The 21,549-nt window shown below is 69.3% G+C and carries 17 protein-coding genes; 2 read left to right on the top strand and 15 right to left on the bottom strand.

Annotated features, from left to right (window positions below):
* Positions 1-2: 2 nt before the first annotated feature.
* The 12 genes from HUA74_RS19410 to HUA74_RS19355 form a co-directional block, all read right to left on the bottom strand.
* Entirely contained in the window at positions 3-1,574 is a 1,572-nt protein-coding gene (locus tag HUA74_RS19410; RefSeq protein ID WP_174455686.1) for a hypothetical protein, read from the bottom strand.
* Positions 1,574-2,293, bottom strand: coding sequence for a phage baseplate assembly protein V (locus HUA74_RS19405; RefSeq protein WP_174455685.1), 720 nt, complete (start codon positions 2,291-2,293; stop codon positions 1,574-1,576). Before HUA74_RS19405 ends, HUA74_RS19410 begins: the two co-directional genes overlap by 1 nt.
* Complete coding sequence (locus HUA74_RS19400; RefSeq protein WP_174455684.1) at positions 2,290-3,375, bottom strand: phage late control D family protein; 1,086 nt, start codon at positions 3,373-3,375, stop codon at positions 2,290-2,292. The genes HUA74_RS19405 and HUA74_RS19400 overlap by 4 nt, the downstream gene beginning before the upstream one ends.
* Before the next feature lie 13 nt (positions 3,376-3,388).
* Entirely contained in the window at positions 3,389-3,568 is a 180-nt protein-coding gene (locus tag HUA74_RS19395) for a hypothetical protein (RefSeq protein WP_174455683.1), read from the bottom strand.
* 12 nt (positions 3,569-3,580) lie between these two features.
* On the bottom strand, positions 3,581-4,321 hold the full coding sequence (locus tag HUA74_RS19390; RefSeq protein ID WP_174455682.1) for a peptidoglycan-binding protein: 741 nt from the start codon (positions 4,319-4,321) through the stop codon (positions 3,581-3,583).
* A gap of 3 nt (positions 4,322-4,324) precedes the next feature.
* Positions 4,325-4,804 (bottom strand): phage tail protein, encoded by a 480-nt coding sequence (locus HUA74_RS19385; protein WP_141643596.1) that lies wholly within the window; start codon positions 4,802-4,804, stop codon positions 4,325-4,327.
* A gap of 3 nt (positions 4,805-4,807) precedes the next feature.
* Complete coding sequence (locus HUA74_RS19380; RefSeq protein ID WP_174455681.1) at positions 4,808-7,597, bottom strand: phage tail sheath family protein; 2,790 nt, start codon at positions 7,595-7,597, stop codon at positions 4,808-4,810.
* 1 nt (position 7,598) lies between these two features.
* Positions 7,599-8,054 (bottom strand): phage tail protein, encoded by a 456-nt coding sequence (locus HUA74_RS19375; RefSeq protein ID WP_141643598.1) that lies wholly within the window; start codon positions 8,052-8,054, stop codon positions 7,599-7,601.
* An 18-nt stretch (positions 8,055-8,072) separates the two neighbouring features.
* Entirely contained in the window at positions 8,073-10,037 is a 1,965-nt protein-coding gene (locus tag HUA74_RS45695; RefSeq protein ID WP_174455680.1) for a phage tail sheath subtilisin-like domain-containing protein, read from the bottom strand.
* Positions 10,038-10,047: 10 nt separating this feature from the next.
* Positions 10,048-10,944, bottom strand: coding sequence for a hypothetical protein (locus tag HUA74_RS19365; RefSeq protein WP_174455679.1), 897 nt, complete (start codon positions 10,942-10,944; stop codon positions 10,048-10,050).
* On the bottom strand, positions 10,941-11,507 hold the full coding sequence (locus HUA74_RS19360; protein WP_174455678.1) for a DUF4255 domain-containing protein: 567 nt from the start codon (positions 11,505-11,507) through the stop codon (positions 10,941-10,943). Before HUA74_RS19360 ends, HUA74_RS19365 begins: the two co-directional genes overlap by 4 nt.
* Before the next feature lie 279 nt (positions 11,508-11,786).
* On the bottom strand, positions 11,787-12,962 hold the full coding sequence (locus tag HUA74_RS19355; protein WP_174455677.1) for a hypothetical protein: 1,176 nt from the start codon (positions 12,960-12,962) through the stop codon (positions 11,787-11,789).
* A 304-nt stretch (positions 12,963-13,266) separates the two neighbouring features.
* Between HUA74_RS19355 and HUA74_RS19350 the strand changes: the two genes are divergently transcribed.
* Positions 13,267-13,683 carry a hypothetical protein gene (locus tag HUA74_RS19350; RefSeq protein WP_174455676.1) on the top strand — a complete coding sequence of 139 codons (417 nt, stop codon included), beginning with the start codon at positions 13,267-13,269 and terminating at the stop codon, positions 13,681-13,683.
* Between the two features lie 10 nt (positions 13,684-13,693).
* Here HUA74_RS19350 and HUA74_RS19345 read toward each other — a convergent pair whose 3' ends face one another.
* A complete protein-coding gene (locus tag HUA74_RS19345) occupies positions 13,694-13,909 on the bottom strand; it encodes a hypothetical protein (protein ID WP_174455572.1) in 216 nt (71 codons plus the stop codon).
* A gap of 356 nt (positions 13,910-14,265) precedes the next feature.
* On the opposite strand from HUA74_RS19345, the gene HUA74_RS19340 reads away from it, so the two are divergent.
* Positions 14,266-19,977, top strand: coding sequence for an AAA family ATPase (locus HUA74_RS19340; RefSeq protein WP_174455675.1), 5,712 nt, complete (start codon positions 14,266-14,268; stop codon positions 19,975-19,977).
* Here HUA74_RS19340 and HUA74_RS19335 read toward each other — a convergent pair.
* Positions 19,958-20,929, bottom strand: a complete 972-nt coding sequence (locus tag HUA74_RS19335) for a sigma 54-interacting transcriptional regulator (protein WP_174455674.1) — start codon at positions 20,927-20,929, stop codon at positions 19,958-19,960. The genes HUA74_RS19340 and HUA74_RS19335 overlap by 20 nt on opposite strands.
* A 114-nt stretch (positions 20,930-21,043) precedes the next feature.
* The gene (locus HUA74_RS19330) at positions 21,044-21,349 is read right to left on the bottom strand and encodes a hypothetical protein (protein ID WP_174455673.1); all 306 of its coding nucleotides are present in this window, start codon (positions 21,347-21,349) and stop codon (positions 21,044-21,046) included.
* Between the last annotated feature and the right edge of the window lie 200 nt (positions 21,350-21,549).

Below are 21,549 nucleotides of genomic sequence, written 5' to 3'. Positions count from 1 at the left end.
ACTCACCCCACCCTGGGCTTGGGCAGACAGATTTTCAGGAAGGGCATCCACCAGAAGATGATGTTGAGCAGGCTGAAGAAGATCATCAGGACGATGAACGCGCCGAGCGTGATGATGGGAATGGAGAACATGCACAGCTCTCCCAGGTCGAAGCTCAGCCCGTCGTCGAGTTCCCCCTTCATCGTCTTCTCCAACCCCGCCACCCGAGACATCTGCTTGCGCAACCCCTTCGACAGCGTGAAGCCGACGTTCTTCTTGAACTTGCGAAGCCCCCGGATGCTGGTGTCCAACGGCAGCTCGATGCGCACCGGTCGCGCGGGCGCGTCCGAATCAAAGAACGGCGCCAGGGTGAAACCCTTCGATGGCGCGCTGACGATGGGCGGACACAGCGCGCCGCACGCCGGCTTCAAGTACACGCACCGCAGCACGTAGAGCGCCTTGCCCGGCTCCTCCAGCTTGGACACCGGCTCCGGCTCCGAGGGCAGCGAGTACACCCCCGCCACCACCGCCGCGCCCAACGCCGAACGCAGCGCCGCCACCGTCACCTCGGTGCACAGCCGCAGGTTGTAGTCGAGCCCGCCCGTGCCGCCGTTGAGGATGGCCGTGCGCTGCTGCATCGCCTTGCGCAGCGCCTGCTGCCACGTATCCCCGGAGCTGCCTTCCACGCGGTGGCTGCCTGTCAGCAACAGGAACAGCGTGCGCAGGGGAGAACCCGCCGCGGGCGTGGGTCCTGGTGACGCCTTGTCCAGGAGCGTCCACAGCGCGGGGAGGCGCTCCTCCAGGAAGGTGGCGAAGTCCACGAGCAGGAAGCGCGTCACTTCCTTCTGGACGGCCACCGCCTCGCTCGTCGCCTTCGTGTACGCGAGGAGCTGCTCGAACGGCGCGACCACCTGCCCCTCGGCCTCGTCCGCCAGCATCTTGTCCGGGTCCAACCCCGTGCTCGGGTCGTCGTCCTGGAAGGCCGCCGCGGACTCGAAGGTGTCGCGACTGGAGGTGGGCACCAGCCCCACGAGCATCCGGCGCCGCTTCCCCTCGGAGGCGAAGTTCATCGGGAAGAGGGGCAGGAGCTCCTCGCCCTTCGCCAGCGCGCCTGTCTCCGCCGTGCCCAGCTCCTTCCAGATGCGCCGCTTGTCGGCGGGGTTGCCGGGCGAGGCCGGCACCCACGCGCCTTCCTTGCCGCCGCCCAGGGAGCGACGCAGGACGAACGCGGCCTTCTCTCCGCTCGCGGTGTCCACGACGTGGTCCGGCAGGCCCGGCAGTCGACACACGAGGCTCGTGGCCACCAGATAGAAGCGCCCGTGCGCCGGCTGGTACAGCTTGGGCGGCGTGTTGACCTCGTCGTCCGGAGGCTCGCCGGGCATGCGCTCGCGGTAGCTCTTGAAGCGCGTCACCAGCAGGTCCGTCAGGTCCGGCCGCGTGGGCGCCTGGAGTCGCTCTGCCAGCTCCTCCATGAAGCGGTCCGAGTCGAACTGGAGGATGCCGGGCGCCTGGAGTCGCGCCAGCTTGTCGGGCGCGGGGCCCCACAGCGGCGAGGCCGTCACCCACTGCACCGGATGGGGGAGGGTGGTCGCCATCACCACACGTTCCCCGCGCCCGGCGTATACGAGGCGCTGACCACGCTGTTGGTGATGATTGTGTCCGCCTGCACCACGCCGCTGAACTTGGACATGCCCGCGTTGACGGTGAGCATCCCGGCCGAAATCTCCGCCGTGCTCGCGTTGATGGTGACCTTGGCCGCGGCGTTCACGGTGATGCCGCTGGGCTCCATCTTCAGCGAGTTGCCGTTGCTGTCCTTCGCCTCGATGGAGCCGGGCCCGTCCTTGAGCGTCACCGTCTGACCTGCGGGCGTCTGCAGCGTGAGCGTCTCCTGCCCGTCCGTGTCGTCGAGCGTGATGACGATGCCGTTGCGCGAGCGCAGCACCTTCTTCGCGTTGCGGCCCGCGCCGTCCATGGACTCCGGCGGCGTGTCCTTCCCGTTCCACAACGCGCCGACGACATAGGGCCGCCGAGCGTCGCCCGCCTCGAAGCCGACGAGCACCTCGTCATCCACGTCCGGAACGAACCAGGAGCCGCGATTCTTGCCGCCCATCAGCGTGGCCAGCCGTGCCCACGCCTCATAGCGTCCGCCGCCCGCCGCGTCGGCGGCCCATGGCAGCAGCACCTTCACCCGACCCTGGCTGTCCGGGTCCTTGATGTCCGTGACTCGCGCTGGATACAGGCCGTAGAAGCGGCCACCCAGGCCGTCCGCGACGCGCTCGTCCAGCACCTGTTCCCACGCCGCGTCCGCGCTCATGACGCCTTCCCCAGTCCCACGCGCTCCGCCACCAGCTCCGTGCGAAGGCCGCGCGCGCCGTCGAACAGGTGCTTCACCTCGGCCAGGTGGTACTTGCCGCTGAACAGCGGCCCCAGGCCGGTCAGCTCCACGCGCGCCCCCACGCGCAGCTTCGCGTCCGTCTGTGCCGTGCCACGCCCCACCACGAAGCGCCGCGCCTGCTGTCGGAAGTGCGCGTCCGCTCGCGCCTGCGCCTCTGGGACACTCAGGGGCGCCGCGTGCACCACGGCTTCCTTGCGCTCGGCCAGCTTCGAGGCCAGCAGGCTCGCCCCGCTCTCGTCCTTCTCCAGCTCCGCGCCCAGCACCGAAGGGCCGGCCTCACACGCAATCGCGTCCTTCTCCGCCACGTTCCACCCGCCCACCGTCACCGAGGAGCGCTGACCCGCCAGGTCCGCCAGCACCGTGAAGGACATCAGCTCGTTGCCACGTCCCAGCTTCAGGGGCTGGCCACTGGAGCGGCTTGCGCGCGCCTTCGCCTTCAGCGTGCGGCCCTCCACCCACAGCTCCGCGCCCAGCGCACGGCAGCGCTCGCGCAGGAAGGCGAGGTCGCTCTGGTTCACCTGGGCCAGCACGGGGTGCTTGGGCCCTGGGACCTCCACCTCGGCCGTCAGGCCATGTTTGCCCGCGAGCTGGCGCAGGACGTCCTCGTCCGTCGCGTTCTCGTACGTCGCCGTCCGCCGCGTCATCCGCAGGTCCTGGAGGCGGTCCTCGGCCAGCACCGTGAGGGTGGGGGAGGCGCTCTCCGGGAAGCCGGCCTCCAGGCCGGTGATGCGCCCCTCGAAGAGGACATCCTGGGTGCCCAGCCGCACCTCGAAAGGCTTGCCGAAGTCGAGCACCGAGCGGTCGAAGTAGAGAAACCCCGTCTCGCCAGCCTTCGGACCCCAGTTGCCGAACGTCGCCTCGCACCGGTACAGCCCTTGCGCCGTCTCGACGATGCACAGCTCCAGCAGCCCACTGGCGAGCGTGGGGTGCTCGCGACCGTCCACCCGCAGCGTGGGGCGGGAGGCGCGCAGCTTGGAGTCATTGCTTGTTCCGTCGGCCATGGCGCTCTCCGACTCAGTGCGCGCGCACGCGTGCGTGCCGTTCGCGGTGGAGGACCTGGGCGCGCTCCTGCTCGTGCGCCTTCTGCACCGCTGACGCGCCACCTTCGGCCGAGCCCCCGGACCCGCCCCCTGACGGCGTGGACGCCGCTGGCGGCGCGCTCACCACTTCCATCTCGTTGATGACCACGGCCATGCACGCCCCCCGCTACCGCCTGACTCCGATGTTGATGCCCGCCTGCAAGTCGATGAGCTGCCCCGGGGCCAGTCGCCTCGGGTTCTCGATTCCGTTCGCGGAGGCGATGCCCTGCCAGCTCGCGCCCTTGCCCTCGTTCGACGCGAGCCCCTGCACCGTCGAGCCCTCCGGCGCGGACTTCATGGGCGCCTCTCCCGCGCCCTTGCCGCTGGGGTTCGGACTGGCTCCCGCGGGAGGCTGCGTGGGTGCGAAGACGAAGGCGGTGATCTTCTGCTGCGACAGGCTGAAGCTGACGCTGGCGCGCAGGGGCAGGCCCTCGGCGGAGAACAGCTCCAGCGACTCCTCCATCGACTCCATGATTCCGTCGAACTGGAAGCTGCCCCACAGGAAGCGCACGGCGGGCGGGACGAACTTGTCGCCCTCCTTCTTCGGAGTGATGAAGAAGGCCACCTTCGCGGTGAGCTTGCGCACGTCCTCCACCGCGTCCGAGGCGCCCTCCGGCTGGCCCGTGACGTCGAACCACAACTGCACGCTCAGCTTGGTGGTGCCGGCGCCGACGAACTGCTGCGCGGGCGTGCCGCGCTGGTCTCCGCCTCCAGAGGGCTGCTGCACCTGGTTGGCGTAGGCGACCTTCAGCGTCTCCGGGTTGAACTGCACCACGGTGGACGTCGTCTGCTCGTCAATCGGGTGCTCGAAGTTGGAGTCGAGCTGGAGCAGCTTGGCCTTCGCGAGCGGCGTGGCGTCGTCGGACATGGCTCAGGCGCCTCCGGCTTTTCGGGTGAGGGACTCGTAGGCGATTTGAAGCTCCTCGATGGCCACCATGCCGTCCTTCGCGTTGAGCGGAGGGGCCTTGAGTTTCACGGGCAGGCAGCGCGACAGGACGAAGCGCGCGCGCTCCTTCCGTTCGAGCCCGGGACCGAACATCACCACCTCCGCGCTTGCGCGCAGGCGGGGACGGGTCCTCATGATTTCGAACCACCGCCACAGGTCCTCGTTGGCGCTCATGCCGCGCTTGAGCGTGAGCTGGCCGAAGCTGTGCGCGCCGGTGAGGCGAATCTGCCGGCCGTTGTTGCCGCCCTCGCGGATGGTCTTCACGTCCATCGTCATCTCCAGGCCGTCGCATTCGGAGAACGCGGCGAAGCACGCGGTGGGCGCGAGGTCCGGGATGTCGATCTCCACCGCGAAGGCGAAGGCGATGAAGGGGTCGATGACCGTCTCGTCTTCGGTCGTGGCCATGGCCTAGCGCGCCTCCGTGACGAGCCCGCGGTCGCCGCTCTGGACGAGCCGCACGTTGAGGAAGGTGAGGGGTTGGGAAGGGGCCACGCGCAGGTCCACGTAGAAGCGGCCCTGCTCGACGAGGGTGGGCGTGTTCAGCTCGGAGCCCGTCACCACCTGGAAGGCGCCTTCGCGCGTCTTGCCGGCGAAGGCACCCCGGACGAAGAGGTCTCCGAGCAGTGACTCGAAGCCGCGCTGCACCCGGCGGCGGAAGCTGGCGTCGTTGGGCTCGAAGACGTACGTGGCGCCCAGGCGCAGCGCCGCGCGTCGCAGCAGGGACAGCAGCCGACGGACGTGGATGGGCCGCAGCTCCGGGTCCGTGGCCAGCGTGTCCGCGGACAGCGTGAGGAAGGCGCGCGGCTCCTGGCGCACGACGTTGACCTGCGCTTCCTGGAGGTCCAGCCACCAGTCGCGGCCCAACGCCGGACTCAGCGCCACCACCCCCGTCCAGGGCTCGTTCGCGGGAGCCACCCAGGCGCCTCGCTCCAGCGCGCGCCGGGCGAGCACGCCGCACGCGTTGCCGTCCGGAGGCATGCGCCGGGGCTCCGCGGGTTTGTTCTCCTCGGAGACGAAGGTCCACGGGTGATAGAGCGCGCCGTGCGACAGCGCCGCGTCCTCCGCGAAGCCAATCGGAGGCACGCCGTCCTCTTCCGCGCCCAGGGGCGACTGGAGCGTCCCCGCGTGCGCGAGAGCGTCCTCCTCGCGGTAGTGCTCGGGCAGCGACAGCACGGCCAGCAGGTCTCCGCGAGCCCGCGCCATGCGCACCAGCGCGCGCTGCACCGCGAGCAGCGGCCCCACGTCGTAGGACGAAGCCGGCAGCAGCTGCCATCTCGCGGGAGGCGACACGCTGACGGCCACGCCCGGAGTCCAGGGTCCGGTGATTCCCGCCCGTTCCGCGCGGACGCGATGGTAGCGAGTGCCCGGCGTGCGCCCGTACAGCGTGCGCGTGGTGAGCGGCCCCCGGTACAGCACGGCGGCGTCGCTGAAGTCCGGGCGAAGCGCCTCCTCCAGCACGTACTCGATTCCCGTGCCGGGCAGCGTGGCCCAGGTCAGCGTGAAGGGCTGACTTGAGGTGGGCTCCGGTGGTGAGGCGACCAGTGGCGCGGGCGCTGGCGGCGGCTCGTGCGCGCAATCGAGGAACGTTCCCCAATCGGGCTCGGGCAGCGGCTCGTTTGGCGCGGGCGGCGGGACGGAGGGCCTGCCCGTGAGCACCCAGGCGCGATGGATGGCATCCGGCGCGGCCACCAACGTCGCGTCCAGTCGGTCCATGACGGCGTGGAGGCCCTTGAGCGAGCGCGGGCGGCTGCTCTGGTAGCGCAGGAAGTCCGCCTGGGCCGGCAGTGCCTCGATGCTCACCGACTTCAGGTCCGCATCCATGAAGAGGTCCGCGTCGAAGGACGCAAGCCCGTCACGCGTCAGCGAGTCCCCGGCGGGCGGCGTGCAGCCCACGTAGGCGGTGGGTGAGTCCGACAGTCCGAGGGGAATGGAGAACGCCTCACCCCGCGCTCCCGGGCCGGCAAGGGGGAAGCGGCTGTTGGGGATGCCCTGGCGCCAGTCGCTCGGCAGCCGCTCTTCGGGAAGCCGCGAGGGGAGCGTCTCCGCGTCCTCGAAGCGAGCCCGCTCGGTGTCCGTGGGCAGCGCGGCCCAGTGGCGCGGATGGCTCGGGCAGAATCCGAGCCGCTCGAGTTGCGCGGGCTGCTCCGCGCTTCGGCGGGTCCACAGCCCCAGCGTCAATCGCTCGCACCAGGCTGGCGCCGAGCTCACGGCACCGGGCGTGGACGTCAGCACGCGAGAGGCGACGCCGGAGACCTGCACCGCTCCCGCGCCCACCTGTCCCAGCATGACGGACTCCACCAGGAGCCAGTGCTCGCCCAGCGACGCCTCCATCAACCGCAGCACCGCACCCGGAGGCGGAGCGCCCTCCGGAGTCACGCTCAACGTGAGGGTGAGCACACGGGGCGCATCGCCCGGGCCCGGGTCCGTCATCGCCGTCACCCCGAGCGTGGCGATCTCTCCTTCGCCTCGGGTCCACGACGCGGTGGGCAGCGACGTCGGCGCCACGCTCGATTCGAGCCAGCGGGCCTTCTTCGTGCGCACGCGCACCGTCACGCGTCGAGGCGCGGGCCCCGAGTAGGACGGCGCCGCCTCCTGGCCCACGGCCTCCACCGACTCCACGGGCACGAGCAGCGCGCACGCGGTGCCATCGAAGCCCACGCGCAGCAGGTCTCCCACGGCCACTCCACCCGAGGCCGTCACGACGAGCGTCGCGTCGCCGCTCCCCGTGGTGCTCCAGTCCACCAGGTCCACCAGCTCGCGATGGATGGATGCCGCCACGCGCACCGGGTCCGACCAGCTCCCTTCCGAGCGCGCCCGGGCCACGGCCGTGGACACCGCTCCACCTTCCGAGCAACGCAGCAGTCCGGGGACAGGGAAGGTGTTGGACTTCGCGTCGGGCCCCGCCACGCGGACGACCCAGCAGCGCCGTCCCCCGTTGCGGAAGAAGGCGCGCACCGCCGAGGCCAGGTGCCCCTGCACGGGCTCTCCGCGCTCGGCGTCCCAGGCGAGCAGCGGGGCCTCGCCGAACACCGCCTCGAAGTCCGCCACGTCCTCCACCGCCACCGGCACGTGCAGGGGACCGGAGGAGGCGAAGCCCACGAACGCGCCCACGTCCATCCGGGGCAACACGTCCACGACGGACGGTGCCTGGATTTCGAAGCGCAAGCCGGGGAGGCGTCTGGCGGCGGGGCGGCTCACGTCACTCCATCTCCAGGCGCTCGTACGCGATGGTGAGCTCCTCGATGGCCACATCCGTGCCCTTCGCGTTGAAGGGGCCGCTGACGTGCTTGATGATGCGCGCGCGCAGCAGCTTCCACGTCTGCACCACCGCGGTGTGGTCCTCGTTCTGGAGCTGGATGGTGACGGTGCGCAGCGCGTTGGACTCGCCGTTGCGCAGTTGGTCCAACCACTTGTAGAGGCTGAGCGAGCCAATCACCCCGCGCTTCATGGTGACATCCGTCGCCTTGTTCAGGCCGGTGATTTTCCGGACGCTGTTCTCCTTCTCGTTGCCGTTGCGGTACTCCGCGACGGTGACCTCCATGCCCACGTTGGAGATCTCCTGGAAACCCGCGTCCGGCCCTTCGGTGCCGTTGCCGGCGCCCAGGTCGACCAGGAAGTTGAACTGCACATAGGGGCGATCACGAAAGACAGCCATGGGTGGTCTCCAGAGGGATTACTTCCGGTCGCCGGTCCACTGACCGATGCGGAAGATGACGAACTCGGCCGGGCGCAGCGGCGCCACGCCGATGAGGCAGACCAGCCGACCGTTATCCAGGTCGTTCTGGCTCATGGTGCTGCGGTCGCACTTCACGAAGTACGCCTTCTCCGGCTTCTCTCCGAGCAGCGCGCCCTGCTGCCACTCATTGAGCATGAAGTCTTCAATGGTGCGCCGCACGTTGGCCCAGAGTTGCTCACCGTTCGGTTCGAACACCGCCCACTGGGTCCCCTTGTCGATGGAGCGCTCCAGGTAGGCGAAGTAGCGCCGCAGGTTGACGTACTTCCACTCCGGGTCCGACGCCGTCGTGCGCGCGCCCCACAGCCGGTTGCCGCGCCCCTCGAAGTAGCGGAACGCGTTGATGCCCTCCGGATTGAGCACCTCCTGCTGCGCCTTGCTCAGGTTCGTCTCGAAGCCGAGCGCCAGGTTCACCACTTCGTTGGCGGGGGCCTTGTAGACGGCGCGGTTGACGTCGTTGCGCGCGTAGATGCCCGCCACGAAGCCGCTGGGCGGCAGGAAGATGGGCTGGCGCGTGACGGGGTCCAGCACCTTCACCCACGGGTAGTAGAGCGCCGCGTAGCTGGTGTCTATCTTGGCGCGCAGCGCCCGCACCTGTCCCAGCGTCTGGCCATTGCCGCTGTCCAGCACGGCGATGCGGTACTTCATCCGCTGCGCGTGGGAGATGAGCAGGTTGATGATGGTGGCGGCGTTGGCGCCGTAGCCGTTCTCGTAGCCGAACGTGGAGCCTGGCGCGGCGACGATGGAGATGTCCTCCAGGTCCTCGAAGTGGAACAGGCCCGTCTTGCGCGTCGTGTTGGGGACCTGCTGGCCCTTGTAGTCGTCGGCGGTGGGGCGCATGCCGTCGCTGCCGCCCTTGAGCAGCACCTCCAGCGAGCGCTGCGACTCGGGCGAGTCCGGGTCCTCCAGCGCGGAGTCCAGCGGCGGGCTCATGATGGGGCTGGCGAGGCTGGCATCCAGGAAGGCGCCCAGCACCTCCACGCCGTCATCCAGGTTCTGCGTGGAGATGATGATGGGGACGTCGCGGTTCTTCGCCGGCTCGGCGGCGTCGTAGGCGAAGCGCGCGGACAGCGAGTCCGCCGCGCCGCTGCGCGTGTGCCCGGGGTCCAGGGCCAACCCGTCCCACGTCTGCGCGGAGGCCGGGTCATCCATGGGGATGACCGTCACGGCGACGGTGACGACGCGAATCTCGAAGCCCGCGTTTTCTTGAAGCGACGCGAGGAAGAGGGGGCTGCCGGCGCCGCCGGTGAACTTCCAGTCCTGCACGTCCTCGTCCCACGTGGCCAGGTAGAACTCGCCGGTGCCCACGGGGCTGGAGATGGGGGACTGGATGTCGCGGATGAGGACGACGTCGCGCGCCAGGAGCGCGCCTACGCGGGGCGTGCCGTCCTCGAACGAGAGGACGTTCTGGCCCACGCGCAGGGAGAAGCGCACGCGCAGGTTTCCGGCCGAGCCCGGGAAGCGCGCGGTCAGCGACAGCGTGTCCGTCTTGGGGTTCGCGCTCGCATCGAGGAGCGCGCGGGCGTGGCCGTCGTTGTACTCGTTGGAGACGGCGGTGCCGGTGCCCAGGTCGATGGTGGTGTCCAGGCCCGTGTAGAGCGCGTCGTCCGGACGGCGGAAGGCGCGGCTGATGTAGAGCCGCTTGCCGCCCTCCTCGAAGAAGGCGCGCGCCGCGTGCCACGTGTAGTTGTGCAGCGTGACGTCGTCGGTGAAGGCGAGCTGTTGGCGGTTGCCGTGGATGCGCTCGAACTCCACCACGCTGGTGATGAGCTCGGGCTCGAGCTCCACGGGCCCGTAGCGGGTGGGGCCGATGAAGCCGGTGGTGGTGGTGCTCACGCCCTCGATGGACTTCGAGCGGAAGCTGGTCTCTTCGACGAATACACCGGGAGCGAGATATTCAGGCATCGGTCATTTCCTAGGGAGGTGAACCCGTGGGGGTGATCCACAGCCGGGAGGCAGGCGCGTCCTGGGTGCGCAGGACGAGCTCCTGGCCGTAGCGCAGCGTTGGCTCGAGCAGCGCCTGGGGGCTGCCCGTGTCCGCCCACACCCCCGCCGGGGGTTGGGACAGCGTGGTGCACACGTCCGGCAGCGCCGTCCCGGGTGCGCGGTAGTCGTGACGGACGCGAAGCTGGAGCAGCCAGGTCTGCTCCAAGAGCGGAAGCCCCGGAGGCAGGCTGGATGCGTCCACGGGCGAGCCGGGAGCGAAGTCCACGGGAGCCGGGTACGGGAAGAACAGCGCGAGCCGTCCGCGCTCATCCGTCATGCCGCGCGCGGTGACGCCCCCCGTGGGCGTGACTTCCACCAACGCCCAGGCGGCGGGGGCGTTCGCCTTCGTGTCCCACAGCTCCGCGCGCACCACGGCCATGGGCACGGCGCTCTGGCGCGTGGGCGCGGAGAAGAGCGGCACGGAGGGGGACGGTGGCGACAGCGGCGAGGGGGGTGAGGTGACGCAGTCGAGGGAGAAGAGGCCTCGATGCGGAAGCGCCGCGCGGAAGGCGCACGACACGAAGCGGTTCAAGGTGTCATGCACTTCAATGGTGTAGGGCCGTCGCGAGGGCAGGGCGTCCCACCACGCGTCGTCGCCGGCGTGCTCGCCTCCGAACTCCAAGTCTCGCAAGCCGGGGAGGTTCATCAGCAGGTGGAGGCCCGAGCGGTTGACCACGGATTCGCGGCGCAACGCGGGCTGTCCTTCGGGGAACGCGCTGACGCGCAGTCCTTCGCCGATCGATGCACCCGTGGCCTCGTCGCGGAAGCGGATGCCGAGCGGAGCCACGCGCGACACGTGCTCGAGGACGTGGATGGCGGGCCTCATCGCTCGGTCACCTTTCCGGGCGACATCACGCGCGTCTGGACGGGGCCGGCTTCCTCGTCGGCGATGGCGGATTCGATGCCGACCATGCGCGCGATGTACGAGGCGGAGACCTGGACGTTCGGCTTGCCGGGCTCCCAGACGTTGAGCATGTCCTGGATGGAGAGCGGCTCGTAGACGACGGTGACTGTTTCATCCGGGAGGAAGGTGTCTGTCTCGGGAGTGCCGTAGTGATTGAGGAAGCTGGCGGTGAGGGTGGGGGTGTCCTCGAGCTGGCGCATGGCCCAGCCGAGGAGCCGGTGTTGCTTGGCGGCGGACTTCGCCCAGGGCGTGAGCAGGTAGTAGAGGTCGACGGGGAGGGGCCGACGGGTGCGGCGTCCCTGCGAGTCGAGTCGACCGGGAAGGTTGCGACGCGTGGTGCTGGGGGTGACGCGGAAGAGGAAGAGGGAGATGCCCTCGTCCATGGGGGCCTTGAAGTCGGAGGCCTGATAGAGGCGGAACTTCGCGCCCTCGAACTCAGGCTTCGGACAGGCCTGCTCGAGCAGGGCCAGAAGGGCTTGTCCCACCGCTGGTATCGCTGCGTACGTCGCCACCGAGCTGTGCCCCCAGCGCTGACATCCGCCCCCCACCCACACCCCCATGGTGCGGTGGGAAGGTCAGCGGCTGGACAGCAACGCGCGTGCCCACGTGGCGAAGCGTGCGCGCGTGAGTGATCCCAGGCACTTGAGTGACGGGGTGAGCGCACGCGCCGGGCCAGGGCGGATGAATTGCTCCAGCGGGTGGCGCGGAACCTCGCGGAATCGTTGCGGAGTCGGGGGTGGACGAAAAGGTCCACCCAGCGCCGCTCAAGGCGCGGCTTCGGCGGAGGCGGGAGTCGCCTGTCCCTGAGGGAGCTTCTTGAGCAGGTCGATGTCCTGGTTCGCGACGGTCAGCAGGACTCCGGCGATGTGCTTTGCGAAATATCGCCCGGGGAGGCTGCGCATCCAGCCTGCTTGGTCTGGCATTGAGCCACTTCTGGGCGGGTGATCTTCGATGGTGCCGCCGTGCTGCCACTGCGTGATCAACACCGACGTGGGGCAGGGCGTGGCCATCTCCTTCTGGAGCTCTGCGTAGGCCTCGCGATACGACGGCTCCGCGAGGGGCTGGAGATGCTTCGCCATATTGCTGGCCTCGACCAGTCCAAGGCAGCGCGAGATGCCAGAACCACAGCTTCGCGCCTTTCGGGCCACCTCCACGGGCGTGGTGATGTTGGAGAACGACTTGCTCGCCCAGAACACGGCGCGCAGGCGATCGCCTTGCTCCTGGCTCATCGGTCGCCACTCCGACGGAGGTTGCTTCGTCAGTGCATGTGCCGTGCGCTCCAGCCCGAGAAGCGTATAGGCGATCATCGAACCGATCAGGGTGTCCGTCCGATACGACAGCCACGCGAGGTGACGCACGTCCTGAGCTGCCTCCAGGGGCTGCCCGGTCCGCATGCCTTGGAGGAGCCGGAGCTTGGACCACTCCATCAGCACGATGAAGTTCGGAAAGGGGACCGTCATCAGGTCGAACGGCTCCTCCTGTTTGAATGGAAGGTTCTGGCGGATATCCCACCGGTCGAACCGCTTGAGCTCGCGCATCCAGTTGAAGTCGAGCGCGGACAGATCGGGGTTGGCCGCGAACCATTCCTCCAGCGTCTTCTTCTCCTTCAAGTGCGCGGGAAGCTGGAGGGGCGAGTCCGCGGGCATCGACGGGCCTGGGCGGTCCCACTCCGCCCAGCGGTTGAGCAGCGGACCCGCGTCGCCCTCGGTGCGAGGCTCATGGAACCACGGGTCGGCGGCGAGCTTCGTCTGCTCCTGACAGAAGAGGTCCACGTGCGCCGTGACTTCCTGTCGCATCGCATCGAGCGTGGGCTCGTACTTCGCGCGCGTGAACCAATCGAACGCGACCATCGCGATGACAGCCAGCAGGAGGAGCGCGCTGACAAACCACACCAGGGCACGCAGCACGCTTCCTCGAGCCCGACGCACGTTGGGATGCATGTCCGGACTCTAGCAAACTCGCGAACGCTCCCTTTCAGAGGAGACCTCTCCTCGGATGAGCGGATTCCGCCAGGCCCCGCTGGTGTCGCTCATCACCCTGCATACCCGACTGGGGAAGTAGAGCATCACCGCATCCCATGGTGATGAGCCACTGGGCTCCATGGGCGAGTTCATCCGTGAGGTGCTGGGGCCTGGCCCCTGACAGAATGAGCCGTGCGCGAGGTTCCGAATGAGTTGACGCCTGAAATACGAGCGGACACACTCTCCAAACCAACAAGCACGCCCTGGGATAAAGGAGCATTCGATGGGTCTCGCAGAGCGACGCCGTATCGCTACGATCAAGGAGTCGCACACCCCCCGTTTCCAATCAGAGCTGAACAGCTCCATTGGATTCTCGATGCCTTTTGAAATCGACATCGCGAGCTTCCCCGAAGACAAGACCATTCTCGACTGCTACGACTCCTACTATGAGTCATACGGTCCGGGGCTCGTCGCACAGGCGATGAAGAGTATCTGTAGCGATGATCTCGGTCGTGAGGCAGTCAAAGCGAAGTTCAACAAGATCATCTTCCAGAATGTCGCCACGAACCCAGACAACCCAGGCGACAAGAATGTGGAGCTCAAGGACAACACTCTCTTTGTGCGTGAGAGTTTCTACGGCTACTCGGACAAGCTTTTCGGCGAGGACGAGCTTCGGACCATCATCGAGTCACTCCTTTAGCCGTCTCGAGTTACACCGGTTCCGCATCGCTAGCCGGTGACTGGTAGCCGAGGGCTGAGTGCCGCCGCCGCAGGTTGTACCAGCCCTCGATGTACTGAAAGACGGCCATCCTGGTCTCGGCTCGCTTCAAGGCGGCCCGTCGCTTCCAGGCGGAGTCGCCGGCCTCGGTGACTCCCAGCACCCGGCAGATCGTCGCCACTGCATGCTCGGCCTGGTTCTCGCTCACGAATCGGAACGCTTCTTGGGCGTGCCGACGCCTTCCTGAGCGAACCAGGTCGCGGCCTGAGAGGACGTCGCGCTCCTCACGCCGAAACTGAAGCAACTCCACTGCTGGACCGAGCGGGCTGTTCGTTGGAGCCGCTCCTCGCCCCTGAGCACGGGGCGGTGGGCGCTCACTAGCCGACGTACTCTCGGACCCCGAGGCAGGCATGCCGCGAGGCGCACGCAGGAGCTGTTGACGTCCGAGCGGCAGGCGGCCCGCTCCTCTGGACAGGACCGCGCCCGCATCATCCGTTAGTGCCTTCTGAGCCCCGGGGCCTGTCGCGTGTGCAACTTCCCCTGGGAAGTCGTCGAGGGGTCGTGATGCTGGAGCTGGCCGGCTATCAGGACGTGCGAAGAATCTACCGGGGACACCGCTACGACGTGTTCCGCGCCTGGACGCCCGAGGGCGCCGCGCGGGTGCTCAAGGTCGTCCGCGAAGGGCCGCTGGCGGAGAGCAGCGCCGGCCTGCTGCGTCACGAGCACGCGATGCTCAGCGACCTCCGAGACCTCCACGGAGTCGCCCGCGTGGTGGCGCTGGAGGGGGGGGCGGGCCAGCCTGCGCTCGCCATCGAGGACGCAGGACCCCATGACTTGCGGGAATGGCTGCGCCGGGGCCCCATCGAGGTGGACCTCTTCCTGGAACTGGCGTGTGACCTCGCCAGCTCGCTGGGCGCGCTGCATCGCCAGCATGTCATCCACCGCGACCTCAACCCCGCCAACCTCGTCGTGGCGCCTGGAGGACGCGGGCTGGTGATGATCGACTTCGACCTGTCCACGCGCGTGCAGGGGCTCGTGCACATGGCGGGAGTCCCCGGTGGCTTCGAGGGCACGCTGCGCTACATCGCCCCCGAGCAGACCGGGAGGATGCGCCGCCGGGTAGACCACCGCGCGGACCTGTATGCGCTGGGCGCGACGTTCTACGAGATGCTCACGGGCGAGGCGCCTTTCGTGTCGACCGACGCCGCGGAGCTGGTCCACGCCCTGCTCGCGCTGCCGCCCGTGCCTCCCGTCGACAAGAACCCCCAGCTTCCCGCCATCCTTTCCGACGTGGTGCTGCGCCTGCTCGCGAAGGTGCCCGAGGAGCGCTACCAGAGCGCCGAGGCGCTCGTGGAGGACCTGCGAGAAATCCAGCGACGTTGGCGCGGACCGGGTACGCCCATCGCCTTCGAACTGGGCCGGTATGACCTCGCGCGCGAGCTGGGGCTGCCCGACAGGCTCTATGGCCGCGACCAGGAGCGCGCCGTGCTCGACGCCGCGCTGGAGCGCGCGCGGTTCGGCGCCCGGGAGTGGGTGCTGTTGTCGGGAGCCTCGGGGAGCGGCAAGACGTCCCTGGTCCACGCGCTGCGCGCGCACCTGGGCACGGCGCGCTTCCTCTCCGGAAAGTCCTCGGAGCTGAAGGGCCAGGCACCGTACGCCTCGCTGGTGGAGGCCGTCCGGGGGCTCGTCGTCGGTGTCCTGGAGCAACCTCCCGACGAAGTGGCCGAGTGGCGGCAGCGTCTCCAGGAAGCGCTGGGCACCCAGGGGAGGGTGCTCACCGAGCTGGTTCCCGAACTGGAGCGGCTCATCGGCGAGCAGCCTCCCATCGTCCCCCTGGGCCCTCGGGAGGCGGGCAGCCGCTTCCTCCTGCTGCTCCAGTCCTTCTTTCGCGACCTCGCCACGGACGAGGAGCCGCTGGTGTTGTTCCTCGACGACCTCCAGTGGGCGGACGCCGCCACGCTGGAGCTGCTCACGCGGCTGGTGACGGACCCGGAGCTGCACCATGTGCTTCTCATTGGTGCCTATCGCCCCGGAGAGTGGGGCACGTCGCATCCCCTCTCCCGAGTGCTGTCGTCACTCGCGGGCACCACTGCGGCGCCGCGACTCCTGGAGCTGGGGCCCCTGGACCTGTCCGCCCTGACGACGCTGTGCGTGGACACGCTGCGCTGCGAGCCGGAGCGCGCGCGGGCGCTGGCGCGGCTCGTGCTGGAGAAGACCGCGGGCAACCCCTTCTCCATCAGTCACTTCCTGCGGCACCTGCATCGCACCGGGTTGCTCACGTATGAGCTGGAGGACGGCTCGTGGCACTGGGACCTGGCGCGAATCGAACAGGCGGAGGTCACCGACAACGTGGTGGAGCTGATGCTGGACTCCATCCGCCGGCTCCCGGAGCACACGCAGCGGCTGCTGACGGTGGCGGCGTGCATGCGCGGTCAGGTGGACCTGTGGCTCCTGGCTCGCGTCGTCGATGCCCCCATGGAGGACACGGCGGGAGCGCTGTGGAGCGCGCTGCGTGCGGGCCTGCTCGTCCCGGAGGGGCGGGGACCTCGCTTCCAGCCGCTCCATCCGGAGCAGACGCCGGACGGGCTGACGGAGGGGCAGGCCACGTACCGTTTCGCGCATGACCGTGTGAGACATTCCGCCTACTCGTTGTTGTCGGACGAGGAGCGCCGGGCACTGCACCGGACCATCGGCCGCCGTCTCTGGGAAGACGCCCCGGGCATGGAGGCCGAGCCGCGCATCTGCGAGGTGGCGGACCACTTCCACCTGGGCGGCGACGTGGTGGAGACCGCCACCGAGCGCCAGTGGCTCGCCGAGCTCAATCAGCGCGCGGGGCGCAAGGTGCGAGACGCCTCCGCCTTCGAGGCCGCCCTGGCCTACTTCATGCGCGCCCGGGTCCTCCTCCCGGAGGACGCGTGGGACACGCAGCGCGAGCGCATGCTCCGGCTCCACCAGGACGCGGCGGAGTGCGCGCAGCTCACGGGAGACCGCCTCCTGTCCGAGCGCCTCATCGACCAGGCGATGGCGCATGCCACGTCGCCACTGGAGAAGGTGGACCTCTACGTCCTGCGCATGAACGCCAGCATCCTCGGCCGGAATCACGCGGCGGCGCTCCAGCACGCCCGCGAGGGCCTGCGACTCTTTGGCGTGGCGCTGCCGGACGGGGATGCCACCGCCGACTTCCAGGCGGAGCTGCCCCAGGTGGTCGAGATGTGGAGGTCCCGCACCGAGGAGGAGCTGCTGTCGGCGCCGCGCATGGCCGATTCGTTGGAGCGCGGCTGCATGCGCCTCTTGATGAGCGCGGGCATCGCGGCGTGGTTCTCCGACCCGCCGATGTTCTCGTTCATCTACACCCGGATGCTGGGCCTCACGCTGAATCACGGCAACAGCGTGTACTCGGCCTTCGCCTACGTGTGCTTCGGCCTCATCCATGGCGAGTCACGGGGCGACTACGCCGCGGGCCACCCCTTCAGTCATCTGGGCATGGAGTTGAGCCGCCGCTTCGCCAACCCGCGTGAGGAGTGTCGCGTCCTCGCCGCCTTCCTCTTCTACATGCGCCACTGGCGCGAGCCCCTGCGCTCGTCGATGCCGTTGCTGCGTCGGGGACTCGCCGCGGGCCTGGAGAGCGGAGAGCCGCAGTACGTCGCCTACCTCCTGGCCAGCATCAGCTTCACCCGGCTGCGACTGGGCACGGAGCTGGACCGCGTCCACGCGGAAGCCGAAGGGGCCCTGGCCTTCGACCGCAAGAGCGGGCAGGGCGCCATGGCGGACACGCAGCTCGCCTTGCGTCAGGCCGTTCGGTGTCTCCAGGGGAGGACGCGCGAGCGGGGAGGCTACGACGACGCGACGTTCGACACGGCGGCCTTCCTGGAGCAGTCGAAAGGCGACCCGACCATCCTCGGTCAGTTCTTCATCCTCCGGCTCCAGACGTCCTACCTGCTCGGGGACCTCGCGGGTGCGCGCGAGATGTTCCGCGCGGCCGAGCCGAACCTCCGCTTCGTGCAGTCGCTCTTCAACGTCACGGAGCACGCCTTCTTCGGCGCGCTCGTGCTGGCGGCCAGTGTGGACGCTGGGAGCGACGCGGAGCGACAGGCGCGCCGTGCGTATGTCGAGCAGACGTGGCACCGCTTCCGGCACTGGGCGACGAACTGCCCGGAGAACTTCCGTCACCGCCACCTGATGTTGTCGGCGGAGCGGGCCCGGCTGGAGGGGCGCTTCACGGAGGCCGCGGAGCTGTTCGACGAGGCCATCGACCGGGCCCGGGAGGAAGGCTTCCCGCAGGACGAGGCCCTCGCGAACGTGCTCGCGGGACGGCTGTACAGCGCGCTGGGCCGAAAGCGGATCGCCACGCTGTACCTGCGGGCCGCGCGCGAGGGGTATGCGCGCTGGGGGGCGAAGGCCGTGGTCGCCGCGCTCCAGGAGGAGTTTCCGGACATCCAGATACAGGAGCCCGGCATCTGGGACCAGACCGTCACGCCGACGGGGGACGACTTCCGGGGCGCGTCGCTCGACCTGCTGAGCATCCTCAAGGCCGCGCAGTCGCTGTCCGGTGAGGTGGCGTTGGAGCGGCTCCTGGAGAAGCTGATGGCGGTGTGCCTGGAGGTCGCTGGGGCGCAGCGGGGCGCGCTGGTGCTGGAGGAGCAGGGCACGCCGATGCTGGAGGCGGTGGGGGGCGTGGGTGAGCCGATGACGCGGCTCCACGTCCCGCTCGCGGGCGCGGAGCTGGTGCCGGAGTCGCTCCTCGGGCACACCTGGCGCACGGGGGACGCGGTGGTGCTGGGAGACGCCGCGCACCAGGGCCGCTTCGTGACGGACGCGTACGTGGCGCGGCAGCGGGTGAAGTCCGCGCTGGTGGTGCCCATCCGCCGCCACGCGCGGACCATGGGGGTGTTGTACCTGGAGAACAATCTGGCCACGCACGCCTTCACCCCGGACCGGGTGAGGGTGCTCCAGTTGTTGTCCTCGCAGATGGCCATCTCCCTGGAGAACAGCCTCCTCTTCGAGGAGCGCAAGCGGGCCGAGGAGGCCGTGCGCTTCCTGGCCGAATCCAGCGTGGTGCTCGCCGAGTCGCTGGATTACGAGGCCACCCTCAAGCGGCTGGCTCGACTGGCGGTGCCCTTCCTGGCCACCGTGTGTGCCATCGACGTGGTGGATGCGTCGGGCTCCATCCGCAGGCTCTCCACCGCGCACGCGGACCCGGCCTCGGAGGGGCTCGCACGGGAGCTCCAGTCGTCATACACGCCGGATTGGGATTCGTCGCAGCCCGCCAACGCCGTGCTGCGCACGAAGGAGCCACTGCTCATCCCGGTGCTCACCGACGAACTCCTGGCGCGACTGTGTCGGGACGCGCGGCATTTCGCGCTCATCCGTGCCCTGAAGGCCCGGACGTTGATGGCGGTGCCCCTCATCGCCCGGGAGCGGCTGCTGGGCGTCATGACCCTCGTCTCCTCGGTGCCGACGAAGCGCTATGGGCCCGGGGACCTGGAGCTGGCGCAGGACCTGGCTCGCCGCGCGGCCATCGCCCTGGACAACGCGCGGCTGTACCACGAGTCGCAGGATGCCATCCGCCTGCGCGACGAGTTCCTCTCCATCGCCGCGCACGAGCTCTACACGCCCATCACCGCGTTGCAGCTCTCCGTGCAGGGGCTGGCCCGCAGCGAGGTGCCCACGCGCGACTCCGTCCAGCGCGCCTCCCGCTCCACCCAGGCCCAGACGCGTCGGCTGGCGCACCTGGTGGACGAACTGCTCGATGTCTCCCGCATCCAGACGGGGCGGCTGCACCTGCAACTGGAGACCGTGGACCTGGAGGCCGTGGTGCGCGCCGTGGTGGAGGGGTTGGGCGACGCCATCCAGCGCTCGCAGTCCTCGCTGTCGCTGGACCTGGCCCCGGGCTGCATGGGCCGGTGGGATCGTGTCCGGCTGGAGCAGGTGGTGACGAACCTGCTCGCCAACGCGCTCAAGTTCGGCGCGGGGCAGCCCATCGAGGTCCACCTGGAGGAGACCGGAGGCCGCGTGCGGCTGGAGATTGTCGACCAGGGCATCGGCATTCCCGCCGAGCGACTGCCCCACATCTTCGGCCGCTTCGAGCGCGCCGTCTCCTCGCGGGAGTACGGCGGCCTGGGCCTGGGCCTCTTCATCGTCCGGGAAATCGTCGCGGCGCTGGGCGGGCAGGTGCGCGCGGAGAGCACGCTGGGCGCCGGGGCCCGCTTCACCGTGGAGCTGCCGTGCGAGGGGCCCGTGGAGGAGAGCGTCCCCGTCAGCGCGAGTGGGCCTTGAGGCCGTGCCGCCGCATCAGCTCGAAGAAGGCGCGGCGGTGCTTGCCGCTGGCGCGCGCGGCGGCGGCGATGTTGCCCCCGTGCTCGACGAGCGAGCCCTCCAGCCAGGCCTTCTCGAAAGCCTCCACGACGCGGCGCTTGGCCACCTGGAAGGACTCGCGGGACACCGCGGACGTCGGCTCGCGGTGTCCCGTGGGCGCGGGCTCCACCAGCAGGGGCAGGTCCTCCTCGTCGACACAGGTGCCCGCGCGCGTGCACAGGAGGTAGCGCGCGCAGTTCTCCAGCTCGCGGATGTTGCCGGGCCACGCGTAGGTCATCAGGCGATGCCTCGCGGCCTCCGTGAAGGTGACGGGGGCTTTGCTGTACTCGTCCGCGTAGCGCCGGAGGTAGTACTCGAGCAGGGGCTGGATGTCCTCGGGCCGCTCGCGCAGCGGAGGCACGTCGATGGGCAGCACGCGCAGGCGGAAGAACAAATCGAAGCGGAAGTGTCCCGCCTGGGCCGCCGCCAGCAGGTCCGTGTTGGTGGCGGCGATGATGCGCACGTCGGAGTGATACAGCCGTGAGTCCCCCAGCGGCCGGTATTCCTTCTGCTGGATGAGGCGCAAGAGCTTCACCTGGCTGGAGAGGGGGAGGGCGTCGAGCTCGTCCAGGAAGAGGGTGCCGTGCTCCGCCTCCGCCACCAGCCCCCGGTTGCGCGTCTTCGCGCCGGTGAAGGCGCCGCCCACGTGGCCGAACAGCTCGTTCTCGAAGAGGTCCGGTGGCAGGGCGCCACAATTGACGGGGATGAATGGATGGGGTGCCCGGGCGCTCTGCTCGTGGACGAGCCGCGCATACAGCTCCTTGCCCACGCCGCTCGGTCCCTGGATGAGCACCTCCGCGTCGTTTGTCGCCGCGGCTGCGACCAGCTCCATCAGCCGGACGTGAATCGGTCCGTGCCCCAGCACCATGGTCATCGACGAGTCCCCCGTCAGCCTGCGTCACGCGCGCCCCAGGCTCGGGACGCCGTTGGCTCTGTGCCGCCGACGGTTGAACGTACGCCCGGGATTTTCTTCCCTCACGCCGTCGCTTCAGTCGTGGGTGCCGATGTGCTGGTCCCCGTGTCGCTCACAGACCCAGTGGAAGGCACACGAGCACGCCACCGCGCGGGCGCTGGAGCAGCACCGCCCGCCGAAGTGCTCCGGCAAGGGGGCGTCCTCCTCTTCCGGCGGGTCCGGCAACATCAACGGAGCATCCCGCCCCGACTCCGCGGGTAGCGCGTCGCAGCATCCCCGCTTCATGCAGCGGGGGCACAAGGACAGCTCACAGTTGGCGCACCAGTCGAAGATTTCACCGGGGCCACCGCGCCGCTCACATCCACCACAGGTGTCGAACAAGGCCGACCTCCAGGCTTGACGTGAAGGAGGGTAGGGAGGGGGTCTGACAGGTGGAGGGCCCCCGGGGGAGTCACACCCCGCCGCGCGCGCCGTCCTGCAAGTGTCATTTCGGTCTCTGTCCGAGGGTGGATCCTTCCGTCGGTGAACGGCCGACGCCCCCTCTGTGCGGCACTGAACGGTTGCGCCGGGTGCGTCGGACG

Source organism: Myxococcus sp. CA051A, from assembly GCF_013336705.1.
Classification (GTDB): Bacteria; Myxococcota; Myxococcia; order Myxococcales; family Myxococcaceae; genus Myxococcus; species Myxococcus llanfairpwllgwyngyllgogerychwyrndrobwllllantysiliogogogochensis.
The sequence above is the reverse complement of the archived record's forward strand: the minus strand, read 5'-3'. Positions and strand labels throughout refer to the sequence as shown.

Bases quoted from the DNA above. Each gene is read 5' to 3' on its own strand.
- HUA74_RS19410 (WP_174455686.1), bottom strand. From the start codon at position 1,574: ATGGCGACCACCCTCCCCCATCCGGTGCAGTGGGTGACGGCCTCGCCG.
- HUA74_RS19405 (WP_174455685.1), bottom strand. From the start codon at position 2,293: ATGAGCGCGGACGCGGCGTGGGAACAGGTGCTGGACGAGCGCGTCGCG.
- HUA74_RS19400 (WP_174455684.1), bottom strand. From the start codon at position 3,375: ATGGCCGACGGAACAAGCAATGACTCCAAGCTGCGCGCCTCCCGCCCC.
- HUA74_RS19395 (WP_174455683.1), bottom strand. From the start codon at position 3,568: ATGGCCGTGGTCATCAACGAGATGGAAGTGGTGAGCGCGCCGCCAGCG.
- HUA74_RS19390 (WP_174455682.1), bottom strand. From the start codon at position 4,321: ATGTCCGACGACGCCACGCCGCTCGCGAAGGCCAAGCTGCTCCAGCTC.
- HUA74_RS19385 (WP_141643596.1), bottom strand. From the start codon at position 4,804: ATGGCCACGACCGAAGACGAGACGGTCATCGACCCCTTCATCGCCTTC.
- HUA74_RS19375 (WP_141643598.1), bottom strand. From the start codon at position 8,054: ATGGCTGTCTTTCGTGATCGCCCCTATGTGCAGTTCAACTTCCTGGTC.
- HUA74_RS45695 (WP_174455680.1), bottom strand. From the start codon at position 10,037: ATGCCTGAATATCTCGCTCCCGGTGTATTCGTCGAAGAGACCAGCTTC.
- HUA74_RS19365 (WP_174455679.1), bottom strand. From the start codon at position 10,944: ATGAGGCCCGCCATCCACGTCCTCGAGCACGTGTCGCGCGTGGCTCCG.
- HUA74_RS19355 (WP_174455677.1), bottom strand. From the start codon at position 12,962: ATGCATCCCAACGTGCGTCGGGCTCGAGGAAGCGTGCTGCGTGCCCTG.
- HUA74_RS19350 (WP_174455676.1), top strand. From the start codon at position 13,267: ATGGGTCTCGCAGAGCGACGCCGTATCGCTACGATCAAGGAGTCGCAC.
- HUA74_RS19340 (WP_174455675.1), top strand. From the start codon at position 14,266: ATGCTGGAGCTGGCCGGCTATCAGGACGTGCGAAGAATCTACCGGGGA.
- HUA74_RS19335 (WP_174455674.1), bottom strand. From the start codon at position 20,929: ATGACCATGGTGCTGGGGCACGGACCGATTCACGTCCGGCTGATGGAG.